A 19,374-nucleotide genomic window follows, 5' to 3' on the forward strand; every position below is an offset into this window, starting at 1 on the left:
CGGTACCGTCGACGCATGGCCGGACTGAACCTGCGTTTCACGGACGAGGAACTCGACGCCCTGCGTGAGCGCGCCCAGGCGGAGGGACGCAGCATGCAGGCCTTCGCGCACGACGCGGTGCTCAAGGCCGTGCACGAGCACGCTCGGCTCTTCGAGGAGGCCGCCGAGCACGTGCTGAAGGCCAGCGCCGAGTTGAACCGGAGGCTCGCATGACGCACTACCTCACGCTGCCCGAGCTGCTGAACCTCACCCGGCGGCTCGAGGCGGACGAGGTGCGCGACTACGGCCTGCTGGACTCCGCCCTGGCCCGCCCCCGGTCGAGTGTGTTCGGACAGGACGCGTACCCGGACGTGTGGCGGAAGGCCGCGGCGCTGATGGAGTCGCTGGCCCGCAACCACGCTCTCGTCGACGGCAACAAGCGCATCGCCTGGTACGCGACCTGGGTCTATCTGCACCTGGCCGGACATCCGCTGGACGTGGACTTCGATGTGGACGAGGCCGAGCGGTTCGTGCTGGACGTGTGTCAGGGCGTCCTCGACGTGCCAGGGATCGCGGCCCGGTTGCCGCGCTTCGCGCGCTGAGCCGGCGCCGCCCGTCTTCTGTGACCTGGGTCCCACCCGCACACGACCCGGCCTTGTTCGCTCGTTGACGGCGTCGGCCCGCCGGTAGGGTGGCCCGGTTGTCATACACAGCCGAGAGCCGTGCCACCACCAGTCAGCCGTCCGTCAGCCGTCCCTCAGCCGCCCCACCGCCCCGTCCGACGCGCTTCGCGCGGCCCCTCTGATTCGACCCCGAACCCGGAGACCGTGACTACCACCGCCGCTTCCTCCACCTCCCACTCCCACCACCTGTCACCGGCCTTCCCGGGCCGGGCCCCCTGGGGCACCGCGAGCAAGCTGCGGGCCTGGCAGCAGGGGGCGATGGAGAAGTACCTCCAGGAGCAGCCGCGCGACTTCCTCGCCGTCGCCACACCCGGCGCCGGCAAGACGACCTTCGCGCTCACCCTCGCCTCCTGGCTGCTGCACCACCATGTCGTGCAGCAGGTGACCGTGGTCGCGCCGACCGAGCATCTGAAGAAGCAGTGGGCGGAGGCGGCCGCGCGGATAGGGATCCGGCTGGACCCCGAGTACAGCGCGGGCCCGCTCAGCAAGGACTACCACGGCGTCGCCGTGACGTACGCGGGCGTCGGCGTCCGCCCGATGCTGCACCGCAACCGGAGCGAACAGCGCAAGACGCTCGTCATCCTCGACGAGATCCACCACGCCGGTGACTCCAAGTCCTGGGGCGAGGCCTGTCTCGAGGCCTTCGAGCCCGCGACCCGTCGCCTCGCGCTCACCGGTACGCCGTTCCGCTCCGACACCAATCCCATCCCCTTCGTCACCTATGAAGAGGGCAACGACGGGATCCGGCGGTCGGCCGCCGACTACACCTACGGGTACGGCTCCGCGCTCGCCGACCACGTCGTGCGGCCCGTCATCTTCCTCTCCTACAGCGGCAACATGCGCTGGCGGACCAAGGCGGGGGACGAGATCGCGGCGCGGCTCGGCGAGCCGATGACCAAGGACGCGATCAGTCAGGCCTGGCGTACGGCGCTGGACCCGCGCGGCGAGTGGATGCCGAGCGTGCTGCGCGCCGCCGACCAGCGGCTCACCGAGGTCAGGAAGGCCATCCCGGACGCCGGCGCGCTCGTCATCGCCTCCGACCAGGAGTCGGCCCGCGCCTACGCCAAGCTGATCCGGGAGATCACCGGGACGAAGGCGACGCTCGTCCTGTCCGACGACACCGGCGCGTCCAGCCGCATCGACGACTTCAGTGGCGGCAACGACCGCTGGATGGTCGCGGTGCGGATGGTGTCGGAGGGCGTCGACGTGCCGCGGCTCGCCGTCGGGGTGTACGCGACGACCATCTCCACGCCCCTCTTCTTCGCCCAGGCCGTCGGACGCTTCGTGCGGTCCCGGCGGCGCGGCGAGACCGCCTCCGTCTTCCTCCCGACCGTGCCCGATCTGCTCACCTTCGCCAACGAGATGGAGGTCGAGCGCGACCACGCCCTCGACAAGCCCAAGAAGGAGGGCGAGGAGGATCCGTACGCCGAGTCCGAGCAGGAGATGGACGAGGCGAACAAGGAGCAGGACGAGGACACCGGCGAGCAGGAGCAGTTCGCCTTCGAGGCGCTGGAGTCCGAGGCCGTCTTCGACCGGGTGATGTACAACGGCGCCGAGTTCGGCATGCAGGCCCACCCGGGAAGCGAGGAGGAGCAGGACTACCTCGGCATCCCGGGGCTGCTGGAGCCCGACCAGGTGCAGATGCTGCTCCAGAAGCGGCAGGCCAAGCAGATCGCGCACAGCAGGAAGCGGCCGGACACCGAGGCCGATCTGCTGGAGCTGCCGGCCGAGCGGCGGCCGGTCGTCTCGCACAAGGAGCTGATGGAGCTGCGCAAGCAGCTCAACACGATGGTCGGGGCGTACGTCCACCAGAGCGGCAAGCCGCACGGTGTGATCCACACCGAGCTGCGGCGGGTCTGTGGCGGCCCGCCGAGCGCGGAGGCGACGGCCGGGCAGCTGCGGCAGCGCATCGCCAAGGTGCAGGAGTGGGCGACCCGGATGAAGTGAGGCCTCGTCCGGGCCGCTCGTCCGGGCCCCGGGCCCCGGTCCCTGACGGGCGGGGTGAGCCACGACGTCACGGGCCCCTGGTCCCTGACAGGGGGGCGCGAGCCGCGTCGTCACGCTCCGTACGTATCGGGATAAATGCAAGTAGTCCATACCGGCCACTGACCGGATTCTGGACGGAGCCTTCCGCTCAGCGAACCTGCTTCGCTACTGTCCCGTTACGCACACGCCCCGTGGCAGCGCCGCCGCGGAGCGCAGCCGTGAAGCGACTGGGCCCGGACATGCCGGGCCCATCTGTCGATCGGCGGCCTCTGACGCGCGTCACTGACGGGACTCGGTGACGCATACGCCGCGACGGAGGTTGCCGACCTCACCACTTAAGGAGTGGGCGTCGTGACCGCGGAGACCTCCCAGACGCTCGACCGAGGACTGAAGGTCCTCAAGCTGCTGGCCGACACCGACCACGGGCTGACCGTCACCGAACTTTCCAACAAACTGGGCGTCAACCGGACCGTTGTGTACCGGTTGCTCGCGACACTGGAGCAGCACGCACTCGTACGGCGTGACCTGGGCGGACGAGCCAGGGTCGGCCTCGGGGTGCTGAGGCTCGGCCGCCAGGTGCATCCGCTGGTCCGGGAGGCCGCGCTGCCCGCGCTGCGTTCGCTGGCCGAGGACATAGGCGCGACCGCGCATCTGACCCTGGTGGACGGGAGCGAGGCGCTCGCCGTCGCCGTCGTCGAGCCGACCTGGACGGACTACCACGTGGCGTACCGGGCCGGGTTCCGGCATCCGCTGGACCGCGGTGCCGCCGGCCGGGCGATCCTCTTCGCGCGGCAGAACCCGGCGCGGCCGGCCGACGAACCCGGCTACACGTTGACGCACGGGGAGCTGGAGGCCGGCGCGAGCGGGGCCGCGGCTCCGTTGCTGGGCGTGACCGGCGTCGAGGGCAGCGTGGGCGTGGTGATGCTGGCCGACGCGGTGCCCGAGCGGGTGGGGCCCCGGGTCGTGGACGCGGCGCGGGAGGTGGCGGAGGCACTGCGCTGACTCGGCGAGGGCCTCGGGGAGTGAATGGGAGAACGAGAGAGGGGCCAACGCCAGACGGGTGAGGAGCGACGGGTGAGGCGAACCGGCGCGGTCGGCTGGGCGGCATTCAGTCGTGGGCCGGAACACGTCGTCACCAAGCAGACCGGAGGATGCCCCCACATCGTCGACCGCGCTCGTCGCCCTTGAGGCCGAGTGGGACCGGTGTCGGTGGATCTGGAACGAGTCCGTCGCCAAGTCCAAGGCCGCCCACCTGCACAACAATGCGACGGGCGAGAAGCAGACCTGCGGGCCGGCCCAGCTCGACAAAATACCGACCGCCGCCCGCAGGGTGACGCCGTGGCTGCACGAAGGTTCCAGCGTTCCACAACAGCAGATCATCCGGGATTTCGGCAAGTCGAAGGCTAAGGCGCAGAAGGACATCCGGGACAGGCTGCCGATGCACCGGCGTGCGGGGATGCCGCGCTGGAAGAAGAAGCGTGATGCCGCTCCGACCTTGAACTACACCCGGCGCGGCTTCCGCCTCAAAGACGGCCGCCTGTATCTGGCCGGGGGTATCGCCTTGACGGTGGTCTGGTCGCGGGAGCTGCCTGCCGAGCCGACGAGCGTGCGCGTCTACCGCGACAGTACCGGCCACTGGTACGCAAGCTTCGATGTCCCTGTCGAGACCGAGCCGCTGCCGGAAACCGGCCGTGTGATCGGTATCGACTGGGGTGTCCGCGAGACTGCGACCACCACCAGCGACGCCCACGACCTGCCGCATGCCCAGCACGGGAAGAAGGCCCGGGGGAAGCTGACCCGGTACGACCGGATGATGGCCCGCCGTAAGCCGAAGAAGGGCCAGGTCGCATCGAAGGGCTACCGCGAGGCGAAGAAGTGGCGCGCGAAAATCTACGCGAAGATCACCCGCCAGCGTCAGGACACCGGCCGCAAGTGGGCCAAGAACGTCGTGCGCGACCATGACCAGATCGCCGTGGAGGACTTCAAGCCCAAGTTCCTGGCGAAGTCGACGATGGCCCGCAAGGCGGCTGACGCCGCGATCGGGGCGACGAAGGCGGCCCTGACCGAGATGGCCAGGAAGCACGGGCGGATCGTGCACATGGTGCATCCCGCCCACACCACGATGGACTGCGGACACTGCGGAGCGAGAGCCAAGCACGCACTTCCGCTGTCAGAACGAACGTATACGTGCACCGCGTGTGGAGCTGTGTCCCCAAGGGACAAGAACTCCGCGCGCGTGATGCTCGTCAGGGCCGGTCTGTGCCCTGCTGACGCTGAGGGCATAAGACCTCCCGGGCCGCAGGCCCGCAAGGCAGCCTGAGTCAGAAATCCCCGCTCAGCCCCGAAGGAGAGACTCCTTTCTTCGGGGAGGGGAGCAGTCAAGTTAGATTGACCTCGTGCTCTCACGCCTCTCGCGCCCCAAGGCCCTCACCGTCTGCGCTCTGCCGCTCGTGGCGCTGCTCGCGACGGCCGCGTTCGCGCCGCTGCCGTTCTCGGTGGCGCAGCCGGGCATGACGGCGAACGTCCTCGGCGAGAACAAGGGCACCCCGGTCATCACGATCACCGGCGCGCCCGTCCGGAGCACGAGCGGGCAGCTGCGGATGACGACGATCGAGGCGACCAACCCCGACACCGAGGTCAGGCTCTCCGACGTCGTCGACGGCTGGTTCCGTGCCGACCAGGCGATCATGCCGCGCGACTCCGTCTACCCCAGCGGGGAGAGCACCAAGGAGATCGAGCAGCACAACACCGAGCAGATGCGGCAGTCCCAGGACGCCGCGACCGAGGCCGCGCTGAAGTACCTCGACCGTACCGACGACGGCATCAAGGTCACGCTGAGGCTGTCCGACGTGGGCGGCCCCAGCGCCGGGCTGCTGTTCTCGCTCGGCATCGTCGACAAGCTCGACGGCGACGGCAGCGGCGGCGACCTCACCGGCGGTCGCACGATCGCCGGTACCGGGACCATCGAGGCCGACGGCACGGTCGGCGCGGTCGGCGGCGTGGCCCTGAAGACGCAGGCCGCCCGGCGCGACGGGGCCACCGTCTTCCTGGTGCCGAAGGCGGAGTGCGCCGACGCCAAGGCCGAACTGCCCAAGGGCCTCCGCCTGATCCCGGTCACCACCCTGAAGAGCACGGTGACCGCACTGACGGCCCTACAGAACGGCAAGAGCTCGGTACCGAGCTGTTAGGCGACCGCAGGCGACGGCTTGGCCGTGGTGGCGAGTCGCAGACCGATTTCCACGAGGGTCCAGCCGAGGCGGGTGCGAAGTTCGCCCGGGCGCCTGGTTTCGGCGGCGAGGCGGTGGGCGTCCGCTCTGGCGCGCAGGTCGGCGGCACGGACCCGGTGCAGGGCGAGGTGGGTCTCGGGGTCGATCACTGGGACCTCTCTCGATCCGTGGTGATGGGGAAGACATGCGTGTGGAGGCGGATCTGCTCGGCTTCCGGGTCGTTCTCGCCGGCTTCGAGCGCTTCGTAGCTCCTGAGCAGCTCGTGCATGTCACGCACTAGTTCGCGGGCCCGTTCCGGGGTCAGGCGCAGCTGCCAGTCGCTGAGGTCCATCGCGTGGTCCGACCACTTCGGGAGCCATGCGTCACGTGTGGCCACCCACGTCGCCAACTCGCGGGCGTGCTTGTTCGCGATCTCGTGCAGGAACGTGTCGGCCGCCCCGCGCACCTCCGGATCCGGGCTCTGGAACAGCTTCTCGTCCATGGCGATGCCTTGAACCGCCGCCTTCCACCACCGTTCCCGCCCCTTGCCCCGTTCGGGATCGTCCGCGACGAAGCCGTGGGCGGCGAGCTGGCGCAGGTGGTAGCTGGTGGCGCCGCTGGACTCGCCCAGCCGTTCCGCGAGTTGCGACGCGGTGGCCGGGCCGTGCCGCCGCAACGCGTTGAGGAGCTCCATGCGCAGGGGATGCGCGAGTCCGCGCAGCGAACGGGCATCGAGCTTGCGTACCTCGGGCTGTTCCGGCATGCGCACAAAGGTAGCGTTGCAAAGAGTCCTTTGCAACGACTCCTTTGTAAGTCCCTCTCGGCGGTCCTCTCGGCGGCCCCCCTGACGTCTCCTTCATCAAGTCACCCCGCAAGTCACCCCGTAGCTCGGCTACTTGACGAAGCCCTCGTCCTTCATCCAGTCCAGGGCCACCTGGTGGGGATCCTCCCCGTCGACGTCCACCTTGGCGTTCAGGTCCTGGGCCACCGTGTTGTCCAGCTTCTTCGTCACCGGGTCGATGACCTTCGCGATCGCCGGCCACTTCTTCAGCGTCTTGGAGTTGATCACGGGGGCCGCGTTGTAGTTGGGGAAGAACTTCTTGTCGTCGGCCATCACCACCAGGTTCATGGACTTGATGCGCCCGTCGGTGGTGAAGACCTCCCCGTAGGTGCAACTCCCCTTCTGGACCTGGGTGTAGATGATCCCGGTGTCCATCTGCGTGATCCGCGACGCCGACACGGACATCCCGTACGCCTTCTCCATGCCGGGCAGCCCGTCCGCGCGGTTGGCGAACTCGCTCTCCACGCAGAGCGTCACCGCCTTGGGGTCGGACTTCGACAGGGCGGCCACCTGCGAGAGCGTCCTGGTGCCGTACTTCTTGAAGTTGGCCTGGTTCATGGCCAGCGCGTAGGTGTTGTTCAGCCGCGACGGAGGCAGCCAGGTCACGCCGTTCCTCAGGTCGGCGTCGTGCACGGCCTGCCACTGCGCCTGCGGATCGGGGATGGGCTCGCTGTTGCCCTGGTAGGTGATCCAGGCGGTGCCCGTGTACTCGTACATGGCGTCGGCGTCGCCGTTCCTGACCGCCTCGCGCGAGCCGATGGAGCCCTGGATGCCGGTGCGGTCCAGGACGTCCGCGCCGGCCGCCTGGAAGGCGATGCCCAGCATCGCGCCGAGGATGAGGTTCTCGGTGAACGACTTGGACGTCACGGTGAGATCGGCGCCCTTGAGCGGCTCGCCCTGCCCGATCGACCCGGGCGATACGTCGTCGACCATGGGGGAGCCGCTGGTGAGCCCGCACCCGGCCGGCCCGCAGGCCAGTGCCGCCAGCACCCCGGCGATCACCGGGCGGGAGCGCTTCACGAGTCCACCTCCAGCCCCCGCGGCCGCAGCAGCACTTCCGCCAGTGAGGCCAGCCAGTCGACGAGCAGTGCCAGCGAGACGGTGAGGATCGAACCCAGCACCAGCACCGGCATGCGCTGGTTGGTGATGCCGGTGGTGATCAGCACGCCCAGGCCGCCGCCCCCGCCGAAGGTCGCCAGGGTCGCCGTGCCGACGTTGAGGACGAGGGCCGTCCGCACGCCGGCCAGGATCAGCGGGACGGCCAGCGGCAGCTCGACCTTGCGGAGCACGCCCAGTGCGGACATCCCGATGCCGCGGGCCGCCTCCAGCAGCGTCGGGTCGTTCGACTTCAGGCCCGCGACGGTGTTCGCGAGCACCGGCAGGATCGCGTAGGCGATGATGCCGATCAGGGCGGCCTTCGTGCCCGTGCCCAGCCAGATCACCAGCAGGGCGAGCAGGCCGATGGCGGGCGTCGCCTGCCCCATGTTGGCGACGGCCATCGCGAACGGTGTCGCTCGGCGCAGCGAACCCCGGGTCAGCAGGATGCCGAGCGGGATCGCGATGATCAGCACGAAGAAGGTGGAGATCACCGTGAGCCGCACCTGCTGCCACAGCGCCTTCGACACCTGCCCGTTCGACAGCGCGTTCTCCGAGATCGGGTCCAGGTCCGCCTGCTGGAACCACAGCCAGGTCGCGAGCAGCAGGGCGACGAGGAAGGCGGGCAGGAAGGTCAGCTTCTGCCAGGTGAGCCGACGGCGGGGCGGCGCGGGCGGCGGGGTCCTGGTCTCCCGCGGCCCGTCCACGGCCTCGCCCTGCGGCCCGGGAGCCCCGTCCGGGCCGGCGTTCTCGCTCAGGTCGGGCGTGCTCACGCTTTCGCCTCCCCGCCCGGGCCCTCCTGTTCCGCGTGCGTCTGCGCGGCCCGGGCCTCCTCCAGCTCGTGTTGGGCCTCCAGCGCCTCCAGCCGGTCGGCCTCCAGCAGCTCGTGCACGGAGTTCAGCAGCGTCTCCATGTCGACGACCCCCGTGTACTCGCCCCGCCGTCCGGTGACCGCGACCCGCCCGGTGTTGTCGGTCAGCACCGCCTCCAGCGCGTCCCGCAGGGTGGCGTCCTTCGTCACCGTGTCGCTGACCAGGGTTCCGGCCCGCGCCAGCGAGCCCCTGGCCCGCATCAGGTCCCCGCGGCGCAGCCACTTGTAGGGGCGTCCGCGCTGGTCGAGGAGGAGGATCTCGTTCGTGCCGCTGGAGCGGAGCTTGTCGAAGATGGTCTGGAGCGGGTCGTCGACGGTCACCGTCGGGTAGTCGGTGATCTCCACGTCCCGTACCCGGCTCAGGTTGAGCCGCTTCAGTGCCGCCCCCGCCCCCACGAACCCGGACACGAAGTCGTCCGCCGGGTTGGTGAGGATCGCCTCCGGGGTGTCGAACTGGGCGATGTGCGAGCGTTCGCGCAGCACCGCGATCCGGTCGCCCAGCTTGATCGCCTCGTCGAAGTCGTGGGTGACGAACACGATCGTCTTGTGCAGCTCTTGCTGGAGCCGGATCAGCTCGTCCTGGAGATGGTCGCGGGTGATCGGGTCGACCGCGCCGAACGGCTCGTCCATCAGCAGGACGGGCGGATCCGCCGCCAACGCCCGCGCCACACCGACCCGTTGCTGCTGCCCGCCGGACAGCTGGCGCGGGTAGCGGCCGTGGAACTCGCCGGGGTCGAGCCCGACCAGGTCGAGCATCTCCTCCACCCGGTCCCGGATCCGGGCCTTCGGCCAGCCGATCATCCTCGGCACGAGCGCGATGTTCTGCGCGACCGTCATGTGCGGGAAGAGCCCGGACGACTGGATCGCGTACCCGACCTTGCGGCGCAGCTTCACCGGGTCGATGTCGGTGACGTCCTCGCCGTTGATCCGGATCCGGCCGCCGCTCGGCTCGATCAGCCGGTTGATCATCTTCAGCGTGGTCGACTTCCCGCAGCCCGACGGGCCGACGAAGACGACGGTCTCGCCCGCCTTGATCTCCATGGTGACGTTGTCGACGGCCGGGTTGGGGTTGCCCGGATAGCGCTTGGTGAGGTTCACCAGCTCGATCGTCGCCCCGTGGGCGCCGTCCCCGGACTCGGCCCCGGACTCGGCCTCGGACTCGGCCTCGGACGCGGTCTCAGACACGGATCCCCCTGGGAATCGTCAGCCGTCCGATGAGGACGTACGCGGCGTCGAACAGCAGGGCCAGGACGATGATCCCGAGCGTGCCCGCCAGGACCTGGTTGAGCGCGTTCCTGCTGCCGAGGGAGGCGATGCCGCGGAAGATCTCGTTGCCCAGGCCTGGCCCGGAGGCGTACGCGGCGATCGCGGCGATGCCCATCAGCATCTGTGTCGACACCCGGATCCCGGTCAGGATCGGCGGCCAGGCCAGCGGCAGCTCCACCCGCAGCAGCCGCATCGCCGAGGACATCCCGATGCCCCTGGCCGCGTCCACGAGCGTGGGATCGACGCCGCGCAGCCCCACGATCGCGTTGCGCACCACCGGCAGCAGTCCGTACAGGGTCAGCGCGATCACCGTCGGCGGTACGCCGAGCCCCACGAGCGGGATCAGCAGACCGATCATCGCGAGCGACGGGACGGTCAGGATCGCCGAGGTGCCGACGGTGGCCAGGTTGCCCGCCCAGCCGCTGCGGTAGGTGACGACCCCGATCACGACGCCGATCACGGTCGCCATGAGCATGCACTGGAAGACCAGGCTGGCCTGCTGGTAGGCGTCGGTCAGCAGCTGCTGGTGACGGTTGCCCAGGTACTCCCAGAAGCTCACACGTCCTCACCGCCCCATGTCGACCGGACCCGGACCAGCTCCGGGTCAGGCCCGCCGGGTCAGGGCCTGTCCCGGTCGTCCTCGGCCGCCTGCTCCACCAGCGGGATGATCCGCAGCGGAACGGGGTTCTCCATCACGATCGCGGTGGAGGCCCGGACGATGCCATCAAAACCGACGACCAGGTCGATCACCCGCTGGAGATCGGCGTTGGAGCGGGCCACCAGCCGGCACAGCATGTCCCCGCTGCCGGTCGTGGTGTGCAGCTCCAGCACTTCCGGCACGGTCCCCAAGTGGGCCCGCACGTCGGCTCCTTGCCCCTGCCGGATCTGGAGCGTGGCGAACGCCGTGACCGGGTAGCCGAGCGCCGCCGGATCGACCTCGGGGCCGAATCCCCGGATGACTCCATTCGACTGAAGCCGGTCGAGCCGCGCCTGCACCGTCCCCCGGGCCACTCCCAGCCGCCGGGACATCTCCAGCACCCCCATGCGCGGTTCCCGGGCCAGCAGCACGATGATCCGGCCGTCCAGTCGGTCGATCGCCATACCCGCCCGCCTCCGCGATGGTCACCCTGTACAGAAAGCCGGTCGAAACCGTCGTACCGCTGCACACATTGCCCAGCGATGAAGCGAACTATTGCGCACCTTGCTGCCCGGCGCGAGGCTTCGGCCATGACGCAGACCACACACCACACTCCCGACACCGCCCGGCAGGCCGACCCCTTCCCGGTCAAGGGAATGGACGCGGTCGTCTTCGCCGTGGGCAACGCCAAACAGGCGGCGCACTACTACTCCACCGCCTTCGGCATGACGCTGGTCGCCTACTGCGGACCGGAGACCGGCAGCCGCGAGACCGCCTCGTACGTGCTCACCAACGGCTCGGCCCGCTTCGTCCTGACCTCCGTCATCAAGGCCGCCACCAGCCACGGCCACTTCCTCGAGCGGCACGTGGCCGAGCACGGCGACGGCGTCGTCGACCTGGCCATCGAGGTCCCCGACGCGCGGGCCGCGTACGCCTACGCGATCGAGCACGGCGCCCGCTCGGTCGCCGAGCCGTACGAGCTGAAGGACGAGCACGGCACCGTCGTCCTCGCCGCGATCGCCACCTACGGCGAGACCCGCCACACCCTCGTCGACCGCTCCGGCTACGACGGTCCCTACCTCCCCGGCTTCGCCGCCGCCGAGCCGATCGTCGAACCGCCCGCCCACCGCACCTTCCAGGCGATCGACCACTGCGTCGGCAACGTCGAACTCGGCCGGATGAACGAGTGGGTCGGCTTCTACAACAAGGTCATGGGCTTCACGAACATGAAGGAGTTCGTGGGCGACGACATCGCCACCGAGTACAGCGCCCTGATGTCGAAGGTCGTCGCGGACGGCACGCTCAAGGTCAAGTTCCCGATCAACGAGCCCGCCATCGCCAAGAAGAAGTCCCAGATCGACGAGTACCTGGAGTTCTACGGCGGTGCCGGCGTCCAGCACATCGCGCTCAACACAGGCGACATCGTGCAGACGGTACGGACGATGCGGGCGGCCGGGGTCCGGTTCCTCGACACCCCCGACTCCTACTACGACACCCTCGGCGAGTGGGTCGGCGACACCCGCGTCCCCGTCGAGACCCTGCGCGAGCTGAAGATCCTCGCCGACCGCGACGAGGACGGCTATCTGCTCCAGATCTTCACCAAGCCGGTCCAGGACAAGCCGACCGTCTTCTTCGAGATCATCGAACGGCACGGCTCGATGGGCTTCGGCAAGGGCAACTTCAAGGCCCTGTTCGAGGCGATCGAGCGCGAGCAGGAGAAGCGCGGCAACCTGTAGCGGCGCTGACCACGCGTAACGGGTCTGATCACGGGTGCCGGCGCTGATCACCCCCGACGCCCCGGCCACCCGCGACGCGTCGACCACCCGCGACGCGCCGGCCACCCGCGACGCGCCGGCCACCCGCGACGCGCCGACCGGGAGGGCGGCGGTGCCGGCGGGCGGCGGTGCGAGCCCTACTCGGGCAGCTCGGCCGGGGCCGGCTCGGCGCCCAGCCGGGCCAGCGCCGTCCGGGCCACCGGACCGAGCAGCGGCGAGAAGTACGGGTTGATCCGCAAGGCCTCCTGGAGGTGCCGCCGGGCCGGCCCCGCCAGCTCCAGCGCCCGCTCGATCATGCCCCGGTGGTACATGTACGGCGCGCTGTGCACGGCGCCCCCGTGCACCCGGTCGGTGGCGATCACGGCGAACCTCAGCGCCTCCTTGTCGTCCCCGGCCCGGTGCAGCGCCCAGCCCAGCGCGTCGGCGACCGCGATCCCCGGCTGTTGTCGCCACTCGGCCCGCAGCCGCCGTACCGCCGAGGCCGGATCCCCGTGGTCGGCCTCGAACCGGCCGAGCACCAGTTCCCCGTCCACCCCGCCCGTCGCGTCCTGTCGCACCCGGGTCCGCAGCAGGTCGTACTGCACGCGCGCCGCCTGCGTGAGCCCCAGCGACTCGTACAGCTCGCCCAGCTCCAGCGCGTAAGCCGGCGACGGCTGCCTGGCGAGCGCCACCTGGTACGCGTTCAACGCCTCCGACGTCCGCCCCAGAGCCGCCAGCGCCCGCCCCTGCCCGGCCTGCGCGGCCCGCTGGTCGGGGTCGATCCTGACCGCCTCCTGGAAGTGCCGCAGGGCGTCCGCCCGCTCGCCGCGCTCCCAGGCCAGCTGCCCGGCCCGCTCCAGCCAGGCCGCCTGCTCGGCGGGGGAGGAGGCACCGGCCGCCGCGTCGGCCAGCGCGGCCTGCGCGTCCTCACGCCGGCCCCGGTCCCAGTAGACGCCCGCCGCCCGCGCCCGCACGGCAGGACCGGAGTGCAAGGCCGTCAACGAGTCGAGGGCCTTGCGGGCCTTCTTGTAGTCGCCGAGCCCGGTGTACGCGTCGATGAGCTGCGGGTACGTCGTCCAGCGCTTCGGCGCCAGCTTGCGCGCCGCCTCGCCGAAGGACAGGGCCGCCCGGAAGTCACGCCGCGCGTTCGCCAGCGCCGCCAGACCGTCCAGGGCCTCGGCGTTGGCCTTCGGGCGTACCTTCAGCGAGGTCCGCAACGCCTGCTCGGCCTTCGGGTACAGGGCGGCGGCGTCGGCGGTGCGCCGGCCCTGCTCGATGTAGGCCGTGCCGAGCACCGCCCAGGAGCGCGCGTCCCGCGGATGCGCCCGCACCCGGCTCTCGCGCTCGTCGATCAGCACCGCCAGATCCGGCAGCGCGGCCGGCACCCCCGCACGGACCGCCGTGCCCGCCTGCGCCCCCGGAGCCGGCGCGGACGCCCGCCGCGCCGCGGGCTCCCCACCGGGCAGGTACAGCAGCACCCCGCCGCCCAGCGCGAGACACCCCACGAGGGAGCCGACGAGAAGCCGCCGACGCAGCCGCGAAACCGTGCCGGTGGCCGCGGGAGCCGCGTCGCCCGCGGCGGCCTCTTCGGGGGCGGTGCGCTCTTCGGCGGCGCGCTCCGCGTTCTCCATGGCGCTGTTCTCCATGGCGCTCACTGTGCGTCAGTACGACGACCGTATGACGTCAGCCGAAGGGCCGGGCGGACGGGGTTCACACCGATGGCCCCGGGTGCGAACCTGTGATCATGAGCCGTCACCTCGTCGACCGTCTGCTCGTCGGCCTGCCCCCCGAGGCCGTCCTCACCGACCCGGACATCACGGGCTCCTACGCCAACGACATGGCCAGTTTCTGCCCGGCCGGCATCCCCGCCGCCGTGGTGCTGCCGCGCACCGTCGAAGAGGTCCAGCACGTCATGCGCACGGCGACCGAGCTGCGCGTCCCGGTCGTCCCGCAGGGCGCCCGCACCGGACTGTCCGGGGCCGCCAACGCCTCCGAGGGCTGCGTCGTGCTCTCCCTGACGAAGCTGGACCGGATCATCGAGATCAACCCGGTCGACCGGATCGCCGTCGTCGAACCGGGCGTCGTCAACGCGGCGCTCTCCCGCGCGGTGAACGAACACGGTCTCTACTACCCGCCCGACCCCTCCAGCTGGGAGACGTGCACGATCGGCGGCAACATCGGCACCGCGTCGGGCGGACTGTGCTGCGTCAAGTACGGGGTGACGGCCGAGTACGTCCTCGGCCTGGACGTCGTGCTCGCCGACGGCCGCCTGATGACCACCGGCCGCCGCACGGCGAAGGGCGTCGCCGGATACGACCTCACCCGCCTGTTCGTGGGCTCGGAGGGCTCGCTGGGCATCGTCGTCCGGGCGGTCCTCGCCCTCAGGCCGCAGCCACCGCGGCAACTGGTGCTGGCGGCCGAGTTCGCCTCCGGTGCCGCCGCCTGCGACGCGGTCTGCCGGATCATGGCCGGCGGACACGTCCCGTCCCTCCTCGAACTCATGGACCGTACGACGGTCCGAGCCGTCAACGAGCTGGCCCACATGGGGCTCCCGGAGACCACCGAGGCCCTGCTGCTGGCCGCCTTCGACACCCCCGACCCGGCCGCCGACCTCGCCGCCGTCGGCGCGCTGTGCGAGGCGGCAGGCGCCACCCAGGTGGTCCCCGCCGACGACTTCGCCGAGTCCGAACTCCTGCTCCAGGCACGGCGGTCGTCGCTCGTCGCCCTGGAGGCCGTCAAGGGCACGACGATGATCGACGACGTGTGCGTGCCCCGGTCCAGGCTCGGCGAGATGCTCGAGGGCGTCGAGCGCATCGCGCGGAAGCACCGGCTGACCATCGGGGTCGTCGCCCACGCGGGCGACGGCAACACCCACCCCACGGTCTGCTTCGACGCGGCGGACCCCGACGAGGTCCGGCGCGCCCGCGAGTCCTTCGACGAGATCATGGGCCTCGGCCTGGAACTCGGCGGCACCATCACCGGCGAGCACGGCGTGGGCGTGCTGAAGAAGGAGTGGCTGGCGCGCGAGATCGGCCCGGTGGGCGTGGAGATGCAGCGGGCGGTCAAGGCGGCCTTCGACCCGCTGGGCATCCTCAACCCCGGCAAACTGTTCTGACACCGCCGCGACGGCGACGGCGACCGGCACCGGCACCGGGACCGGGACCGGGACCGCGACCGCGACCGCCACCGGGACCGCGACCGCGACCCGGGGTGCCGCGTCTCACTCCCCGTCCACGGACTCGTCCGACGGCCACGGGTCGCACAGCCACAGGTCGTCCGCGGGAGTCGGGGCGAGCAGCTCGGCCAGACCGTCGTCGATGCCGTGCCGACCGGCCTCGGTCCCCGGCGGCACCACCCGCAGCGTCCGCTCCAGCCAGGCCGACACCTGCGCCGCGGGCGCCTCGAGCAGTGCGTCCCCGTCGGGCGAACTCAGCGCCATCAGCACGACGCCGCGCCCCTCCACCTTCGTCGGCCACACCCGCACGTCCCCGTGCCCGCACGGCCGGAACACGCCCTCCACGAGCAGTTCACGGGCGAACGTCCAGTCGACCGGGTGCTCGGAGTCGACGTGGAAGGCGACGTGGACGGCGAACGGGTCGTCGCTGCGGTAGGCCAGCCGGGCCGGGACCGGGATGCTGCGCTCCGGCGACAGGACCAGCTTGAGCTCCAGTTCGCGTTCCACCACGGTGTGATGCATGTCGGTTCCCCTCTCGAGACCGGACCTCGCGCGGACCCGCGGTGGGCCCGTACGAGTGGAGAGCGGCCCGGCCCGGAAGCATTACGCGGGTTCGGAGAACTTTTTCCGACGGGTTCCGGCCCCGTGCTGCGGCAGGCGTTCCGAACGTGTGAAGAGCGTGCACGGGGTTGCCCGGAAAGGGGCGGGTCCGACAGGACTGGCAGTGGGGCTTGCGTCGGTCTGATAGATGTGGAGCCCCCCATCCCACCCCCGAGCAGATACGGGACGACGGACATGAGCGCCCCAACCCCGGCACCCGGCGACGACAGGCCCCGCGAGGGGTACTACCCGGACCCGTCCATCCCTGGATACGTCCGGTACTGGAACGGTGCCTCCTGGGTACCGGGCACCAGTCGGCCGGCGCCCTCCGACGGCCGCCCGCTCACGCCCCCGTCCGGCTCTCCGCCGGCCTCCGTGGAGGAGACCGGCCCGCACTTCTTCGACGAGGACCCGGCACCGGCACCGGCGGACCCGTACGGCGGCCGTCCCGAGCCCGCCTCCGCGTGGGGCGCCGACCGCGCCCACCAGTCCGGCTTCGGCGGCGACCAGGACCGCCGGGTCTCCTGGGGCGCCCCGCAGGGAGCCGACCCCAGGGTGCCCTCGCCCGCCCCGGCGCAGCCCGAGGGCCTGTCCACGAGCACGGACGGCACGTCGACGATCCCGCCCGCGGAACCGGAGGAGGGTGCCGGCGCCGGGGACGTGGTCTCCGGGGGCACGTTCGTCTTCCGCCGGCCGACGGCGGGCGGCGGCCCCGCGGCCCCCGCGTCCGGTACCTCCGGCCCCCCGGGACTCGTCCCCGACGAGGGCACGGTCACCTTCCGCGCGCCGGCCCCGCGCACGGGCCACAGGGACGGCGCGCAGCCGGCGGGCAACGCGCCCGCGTTCCCCGCCGCCGCCCAGGGCCCCGGCCCCGCGTCGGCCCCCGGCACCCCCGCGCCCTCCGGGTTCGGCGACCCCGCCTCGGCCGCCCCCGCCGCCTTCGGCGCGCAGGGTCCGGTCGGGGCGCCGGCCGGACCCGGCGCCGCCCCCGCCAAGCCCGGTTTCGGAGCCGGCAAGGCGGCCGCCGAGCGTGCGGCGGCGGGTCAGACCCCGGGCGGCCCGGCCCCGCAGGGCCCGGCACACGTCGCGGCCGCCGCACCGGCCCCCGCCCCCGCCCCTGTTCCCGCCCCCGCCCCCGCGCCCGTTCCGGCTCCGGCTCCGGCTCCGGCTCCGCAGGGTCCATCGGGTTCCCCGGCCGCGCAGCCCGGTGCTCAGCCGGCCGCGCAGCCCGGCGCCCAGGCGCCCGCGCCCGCCCCCGTCCCCCAGCAGGGCGCTCCGAGCGTGCCCCGGCAAGCCGGCGGCCCTCAGCCGCAGCCCCCGCAGGGCGCCGTGCCGATGGCCGCCGGTCCCGGCGGCGGACAGTCCTCCTGGGCGCAGCAGGTGCACCAGCTCGCGGGAGCCGAGGACGGACCCGTCGTGCCCTGGAAGCCGCCGGTCGACGACATCTTCCAGGCGGCCGCCCGGCGGGCGTCCGAGGCCCGTCCCGCGGGCCTCGGCAAGCGGCTGGCCGCCCGGTTCGTGGACACGCTCGTCGTCGCGGCCGTCACGGCAGCCGCCGCCGTGCCGCTGGGAGTGAGGGCCCTCGACCACGTGACCGCGAAGGTCGAGGCCGCCAAGCTCACCGGAGAGACCGTCACCGTCTGGCTGCTCGACGGCACGACGTCCGTGTACCTCGGGATCGTCCTCGCCGTGCTGCTGGTCTTCGGGATCGTGTACGAGGCCGTGCCGACCGCGAAGTGGGGCCGCACGCTGGGCAAGAAGCTGTTCGGTCTCCAGGTGCGGGACATCGAGGGCGGCGAACCCCCGTCCTTCCGGGCGGCGCTGGGCCGCTGGCTCGTCTACAGCGTGCCCGGTCTGCTCGTCGTCGGTGTGGTGGGCGTCGTGTGGGGTCTGTTCGACAAGCCGTGGCGGCAGTGCTGGCACGACAAGGCGGCGCACACGTTCGTCGCCGGCTGACCCCCACATCTGTACCGGCACGGCCCCGGACCCTCGCAGCCCGTACGCCCGCAGCCTCCTACGTCCGTACCCCGGTGCGCCCGCAGCCTCCTACGCCCGCACCCCGGTGCGCCCGCAGCCCCTTACGCCCGCAGCCCCTTACGCCCGCACCTTCGTACCCGGCACCCCGTCCCCCGGACGGCCGCTCGCCGGATGCGGAGTCCGCGGGTTCGCGGTCGACTCGGGGGCATGACCACCGAACCGCCCCCCGGCTCCGGCGGCGGCGAGCCGCCGGAGGACGACCCGTTCAGGAAGCGGCCCCCGCAACAGGAGCCCCCGCAGCCCCCGTACGGTCAGGGGCAGCCCCCGTCCGGTGCGGGACAGGGCTCGCCGTACGACGCATCGCGCGATCCGTACGGCGGCGGGTCGGGTCAGCCCCCGCCGTTCGGTGGCGGCCCGTACGGCGGTGGTCCGCAGGGCGGCGACCCCTACGGCGGCTACCCGGCCGATCCGCTCTCCGGGATGCCCCCGCTCGCCGACAGCGGCAAGCGCACGCTGGCCCGGATCATCGACATGATCCTCGTCTTCATCGTGGTGTCCCTGCTGGCCTGGGCCTTCGGGGTCGCGCAGTACACGGTGGACGCGGACGACATCGAGTTCGGCAAGACCTTCGGGCGGGAACTCCTCGCCGCCATCCTGTACGTCGCGTACGACACGATCCTGACCGCCAAGTCGGGCCAGACGCTGGGCAAGAAGTGGCTCGGCATGCGGGTGGCCAACCTCGACAACGGCTCCACGCCCTCCGCGCAGACCTCGCTGATCCGCGCCCTGGTGCTGTGGGTGCCGTTCGCGTTCTGCTGCGCCTGTGTGTGGACTGCGGTCTGCGGCGGCTGGAGCTACTTCGACAAGCCCTACAAGCAGGGTCTGCACGACAAGGCGGCCAAGACGGTGGTGGTCAGCACGCGGTGAGCCGGCCTGCGCGCGTGCTTCAGGGGGCCGTGGGCTCCCGGACGGGCTCGGATGCGGAGGCGACCGAAGCCCGGACCGACGCGTGCACGGGGGAGCGCACGGGAACGGTGACGGGCCGGCCCGCGGGCACGCTCGCCGTGGAGCGGGCCGCGGATCGGATCACGGATCGGTTCGCGGAGCGGGCCACGGGGGCCCTGGACGGCTTCGGCACCGGCACCGTCATGGCGACGAGCACGCCGAGCGCGACCGCGGCGACGACGACGACCGCGATGCCGGGGCCCGAACTCGTCTGTGACAGCAGCAGCATGGCGAGCGTCGAGCAGATGACGGTGCAGGAACCGTACGTGAGCTGTGCGACAGTCGGACGAGGCATGGCA

General features: G+C 71.6%; 20 protein-coding genes. 10 read left to right on the top strand and 10 right to left on the bottom strand.

Features of this window, described 5'->3' with window-relative positions; genetic code table 11:
* Nucleotides 1-15: 15 nt before the first annotated feature.
* The 6 genes from QQM72_RS25940 to QQM72_RS25965 all read left to right on the top strand — a co-directional run bounded on the left by QQM72_RS25940 (nucleotide 16) and on the right by QQM72_RS25965 (nucleotide 5,836).
* Nucleotides 16-213: a hypothetical protein gene (locus QQM72_RS25940; RefSeq protein ID WP_314223253.1), complete on the top strand. Its 198-nt coding sequence runs from the start codon at nucleotides 16-18 to the stop codon at nucleotides 211-213.
* Nucleotides 210-581 carry a type II toxin-antitoxin system death-on-curing family toxin gene (locus QQM72_RS25945; RefSeq protein ID WP_314223254.1) on the top strand — a complete coding sequence of 124 codons (372 nt, stop codon included), beginning with the start codon at nucleotides 210-212 and terminating at the stop codon, nucleotides 579-581. Before QQM72_RS25940 ends, QQM72_RS25945 begins: the two co-directional genes overlap by 4 nt.
* A 225-nt stretch (nucleotides 582-806) precedes the next feature.
* Nucleotides 807-2,609 (top strand): DEAD/DEAH box helicase, encoded by a 1,803-nt coding sequence (locus QQM72_RS25950; RefSeq protein ID WP_314223255.1) that lies wholly within the window; start codon nucleotides 807-809, stop codon nucleotides 2,607-2,609.
* A 390-nt stretch (nucleotides 2,610-2,999) separates the two neighbouring features.
* Nucleotides 3,000-3,650, top strand: coding sequence for an IclR family transcriptional regulator (locus tag QQM72_RS25955; protein ID WP_314223256.1), 651 nt, complete (start codon nucleotides 3,000-3,002; stop codon nucleotides 3,648-3,650).
* Between the two features lie 112 nt (nucleotides 3,651-3,762).
* Nucleotides 3,763-4,968, top strand: coding sequence for an RNA-guided endonuclease InsQ/TnpB family protein (locus QQM72_RS25960; protein ID WP_314223257.1), 1,206 nt, complete (start codon nucleotides 3,763-3,765; stop codon nucleotides 4,966-4,968).
* Nucleotides 4,969-5,044: 76 nt separating this feature from the next.
* Nucleotides 5,045-5,836, top strand: a complete 792-nt coding sequence (locus QQM72_RS25965; protein WP_314223258.1) for a S16 family serine protease — start codon at nucleotides 5,045-5,047, stop codon at nucleotides 5,834-5,836.
* On the opposite strand, the gene QQM72_RS25970 is transcribed toward QQM72_RS25965, so the two are convergent.
* The 7 genes from QQM72_RS25970 to QQM72_RS26000 form a co-directional block, all read right to left on the bottom strand.
* Nucleotides 5,833-6,021, bottom strand: a complete 189-nt coding sequence (locus QQM72_RS25970; protein WP_314223348.1) for a hypothetical protein — start codon at nucleotides 6,019-6,021, stop codon at nucleotides 5,833-5,835. The genes QQM72_RS25965 and QQM72_RS25970 overlap by 4 nt on opposite strands.
* The gene (locus tag QQM72_RS25975) at nucleotides 6,021-6,617 is read right to left on the bottom strand and encodes an ArsR/SmtB family transcription factor (protein ID WP_314223259.1); all 597 of its coding nucleotides are present in this window, start codon (nucleotides 6,615-6,617) and stop codon (nucleotides 6,021-6,023) included. The genes QQM72_RS25970 and QQM72_RS25975 overlap by 1 nt, the downstream gene beginning before the upstream one ends.
* A gap of 129 nt (nucleotides 6,618-6,746) precedes the next feature.
* Entirely contained in the window at nucleotides 6,747-7,628 is an 882-nt protein-coding gene (locus tag QQM72_RS25980; protein ID WP_399078696.1) for a glycine betaine ABC transporter substrate-binding protein, read from the bottom strand.
* An 83-nt stretch (nucleotides 7,629-7,711) separates the two neighbouring features.
* The gene (locus QQM72_RS25985; RefSeq protein WP_314223349.1) at nucleotides 7,712-8,497 is read right to left on the bottom strand and encodes an ABC transporter permease; all 786 of its coding nucleotides are present in this window, start codon (nucleotides 8,495-8,497) and stop codon (nucleotides 7,712-7,714) included.
* A gap of 62 nt (nucleotides 8,498-8,559) precedes the next feature.
* Complete coding sequence (locus QQM72_RS25990) at nucleotides 8,560-9,768, bottom strand: betaine/proline/choline family ABC transporter ATP-binding protein (protein ID WP_314223350.1); 1,209 nt, start codon at nucleotides 9,766-9,768, stop codon at nucleotides 8,560-8,562.
* A gap of 70 nt (nucleotides 9,769-9,838) precedes the next feature.
* A complete protein-coding gene (locus QQM72_RS25995; protein ID WP_314223261.1) occupies nucleotides 9,839-10,486 on the bottom strand; it encodes an ABC transporter permease in 648 nt (215 codons plus the stop codon).
* A gap of 59 nt (nucleotides 10,487-10,545) precedes the next feature.
* Nucleotides 10,546-11,028: an Lrp/AsnC family transcriptional regulator gene (locus tag QQM72_RS26000; RefSeq protein WP_314223262.1), complete on the bottom strand. Its 483-nt coding sequence runs from the start codon at nucleotides 11,026-11,028 to the stop codon at nucleotides 10,546-10,548.
* A gap of 126 nt (nucleotides 11,029-11,154) precedes the next feature.
* Here QQM72_RS26000 and hppD point away from each other — a divergent pair, with 126 nt between their 5' ends.
* Nucleotides 11,155-12,300, top strand: coding sequence for a 4-hydroxyphenylpyruvate dioxygenase (hppD, locus tag QQM72_RS26005; protein ID WP_314223263.1), 1,146 nt, complete (start codon nucleotides 11,155-11,157; stop codon nucleotides 12,298-12,300).
* Nucleotides 12,301-12,476: 176 nt separating this feature from the next.
* Here hppD and QQM72_RS26010 read toward each other — a convergent pair whose 3' ends face one another.
* Entirely contained in the window at nucleotides 12,477-13,964 is a 1,488-nt protein-coding gene (locus QQM72_RS26010; protein ID WP_314223264.1) for a tetratricopeptide repeat protein, read from the bottom strand.
* 98 nt (nucleotides 13,965-14,062) lie between these two features.
* Here QQM72_RS26010 and QQM72_RS26015 point away from each other — a divergent pair, with 98 nt between their 5' ends.
* Nucleotides 14,063-15,433 carry an FAD-binding oxidoreductase gene (locus QQM72_RS26015; RefSeq protein ID WP_314223265.1) on the top strand — a complete coding sequence of 457 codons (1,371 nt, stop codon included), beginning with the start codon at nucleotides 14,063-14,065 and terminating at the stop codon, nucleotides 15,431-15,433.
* 105 nt (nucleotides 15,434-15,538) lie between these two features.
* On the opposite strand, the gene QQM72_RS26020 is transcribed toward QQM72_RS26015, so the two are convergent.
* Entirely contained in the window at nucleotides 15,539-16,015 is a 477-nt protein-coding gene (locus QQM72_RS26020; RefSeq protein ID WP_314223266.1) for an SsgA family sporulation/cell division regulator, read from the bottom strand.
* 273 nt (nucleotides 16,016-16,288) lie between these two features.
* Here QQM72_RS26020 and QQM72_RS26025 point away from each other — a divergent pair, with 273 nt between their 5' ends.
* Both QQM72_RS26025 and QQM72_RS26030 read left to right on the top strand, forming a co-directional pair.
* Nucleotides 16,289-18,049, top strand: coding sequence for an RDD family protein (locus tag QQM72_RS26025; protein WP_314223267.1), 1,761 nt, complete (start codon nucleotides 16,289-16,291; stop codon nucleotides 18,047-18,049).
* 228 nt (nucleotides 18,050-18,277) lie between these two features.
* The gene (locus QQM72_RS26030) at nucleotides 18,278-18,997 is read left to right on the top strand and encodes an RDD family protein (RefSeq protein WP_314223268.1); all 720 of its coding nucleotides are present in this window, start codon (nucleotides 18,278-18,280) and stop codon (nucleotides 18,995-18,997) included.
* Between the two features lie 19 nt (nucleotides 18,998-19,016).
* On the opposite strand, the gene QQM72_RS26035 is transcribed toward QQM72_RS26030, so the two are convergent.
* Nucleotides 19,017-19,370: a hypothetical protein gene (locus tag QQM72_RS26035; protein ID WP_314223269.1), complete on the bottom strand. Its 354-nt coding sequence runs from the start codon at nucleotides 19,368-19,370 to the stop codon at nucleotides 19,017-19,019.
* Nucleotides 19,371-19,374 lie beyond the last annotated feature (4 nt).

The sequence above is a fragment of the Streptomyces zaehneri genome (assembly GCF_032248645.1).
GTDB lineage: Bacteria > Actinomycetota > Actinomycetes > Streptomycetales > Streptomycetaceae > Streptomyces > Streptomyces coriariae.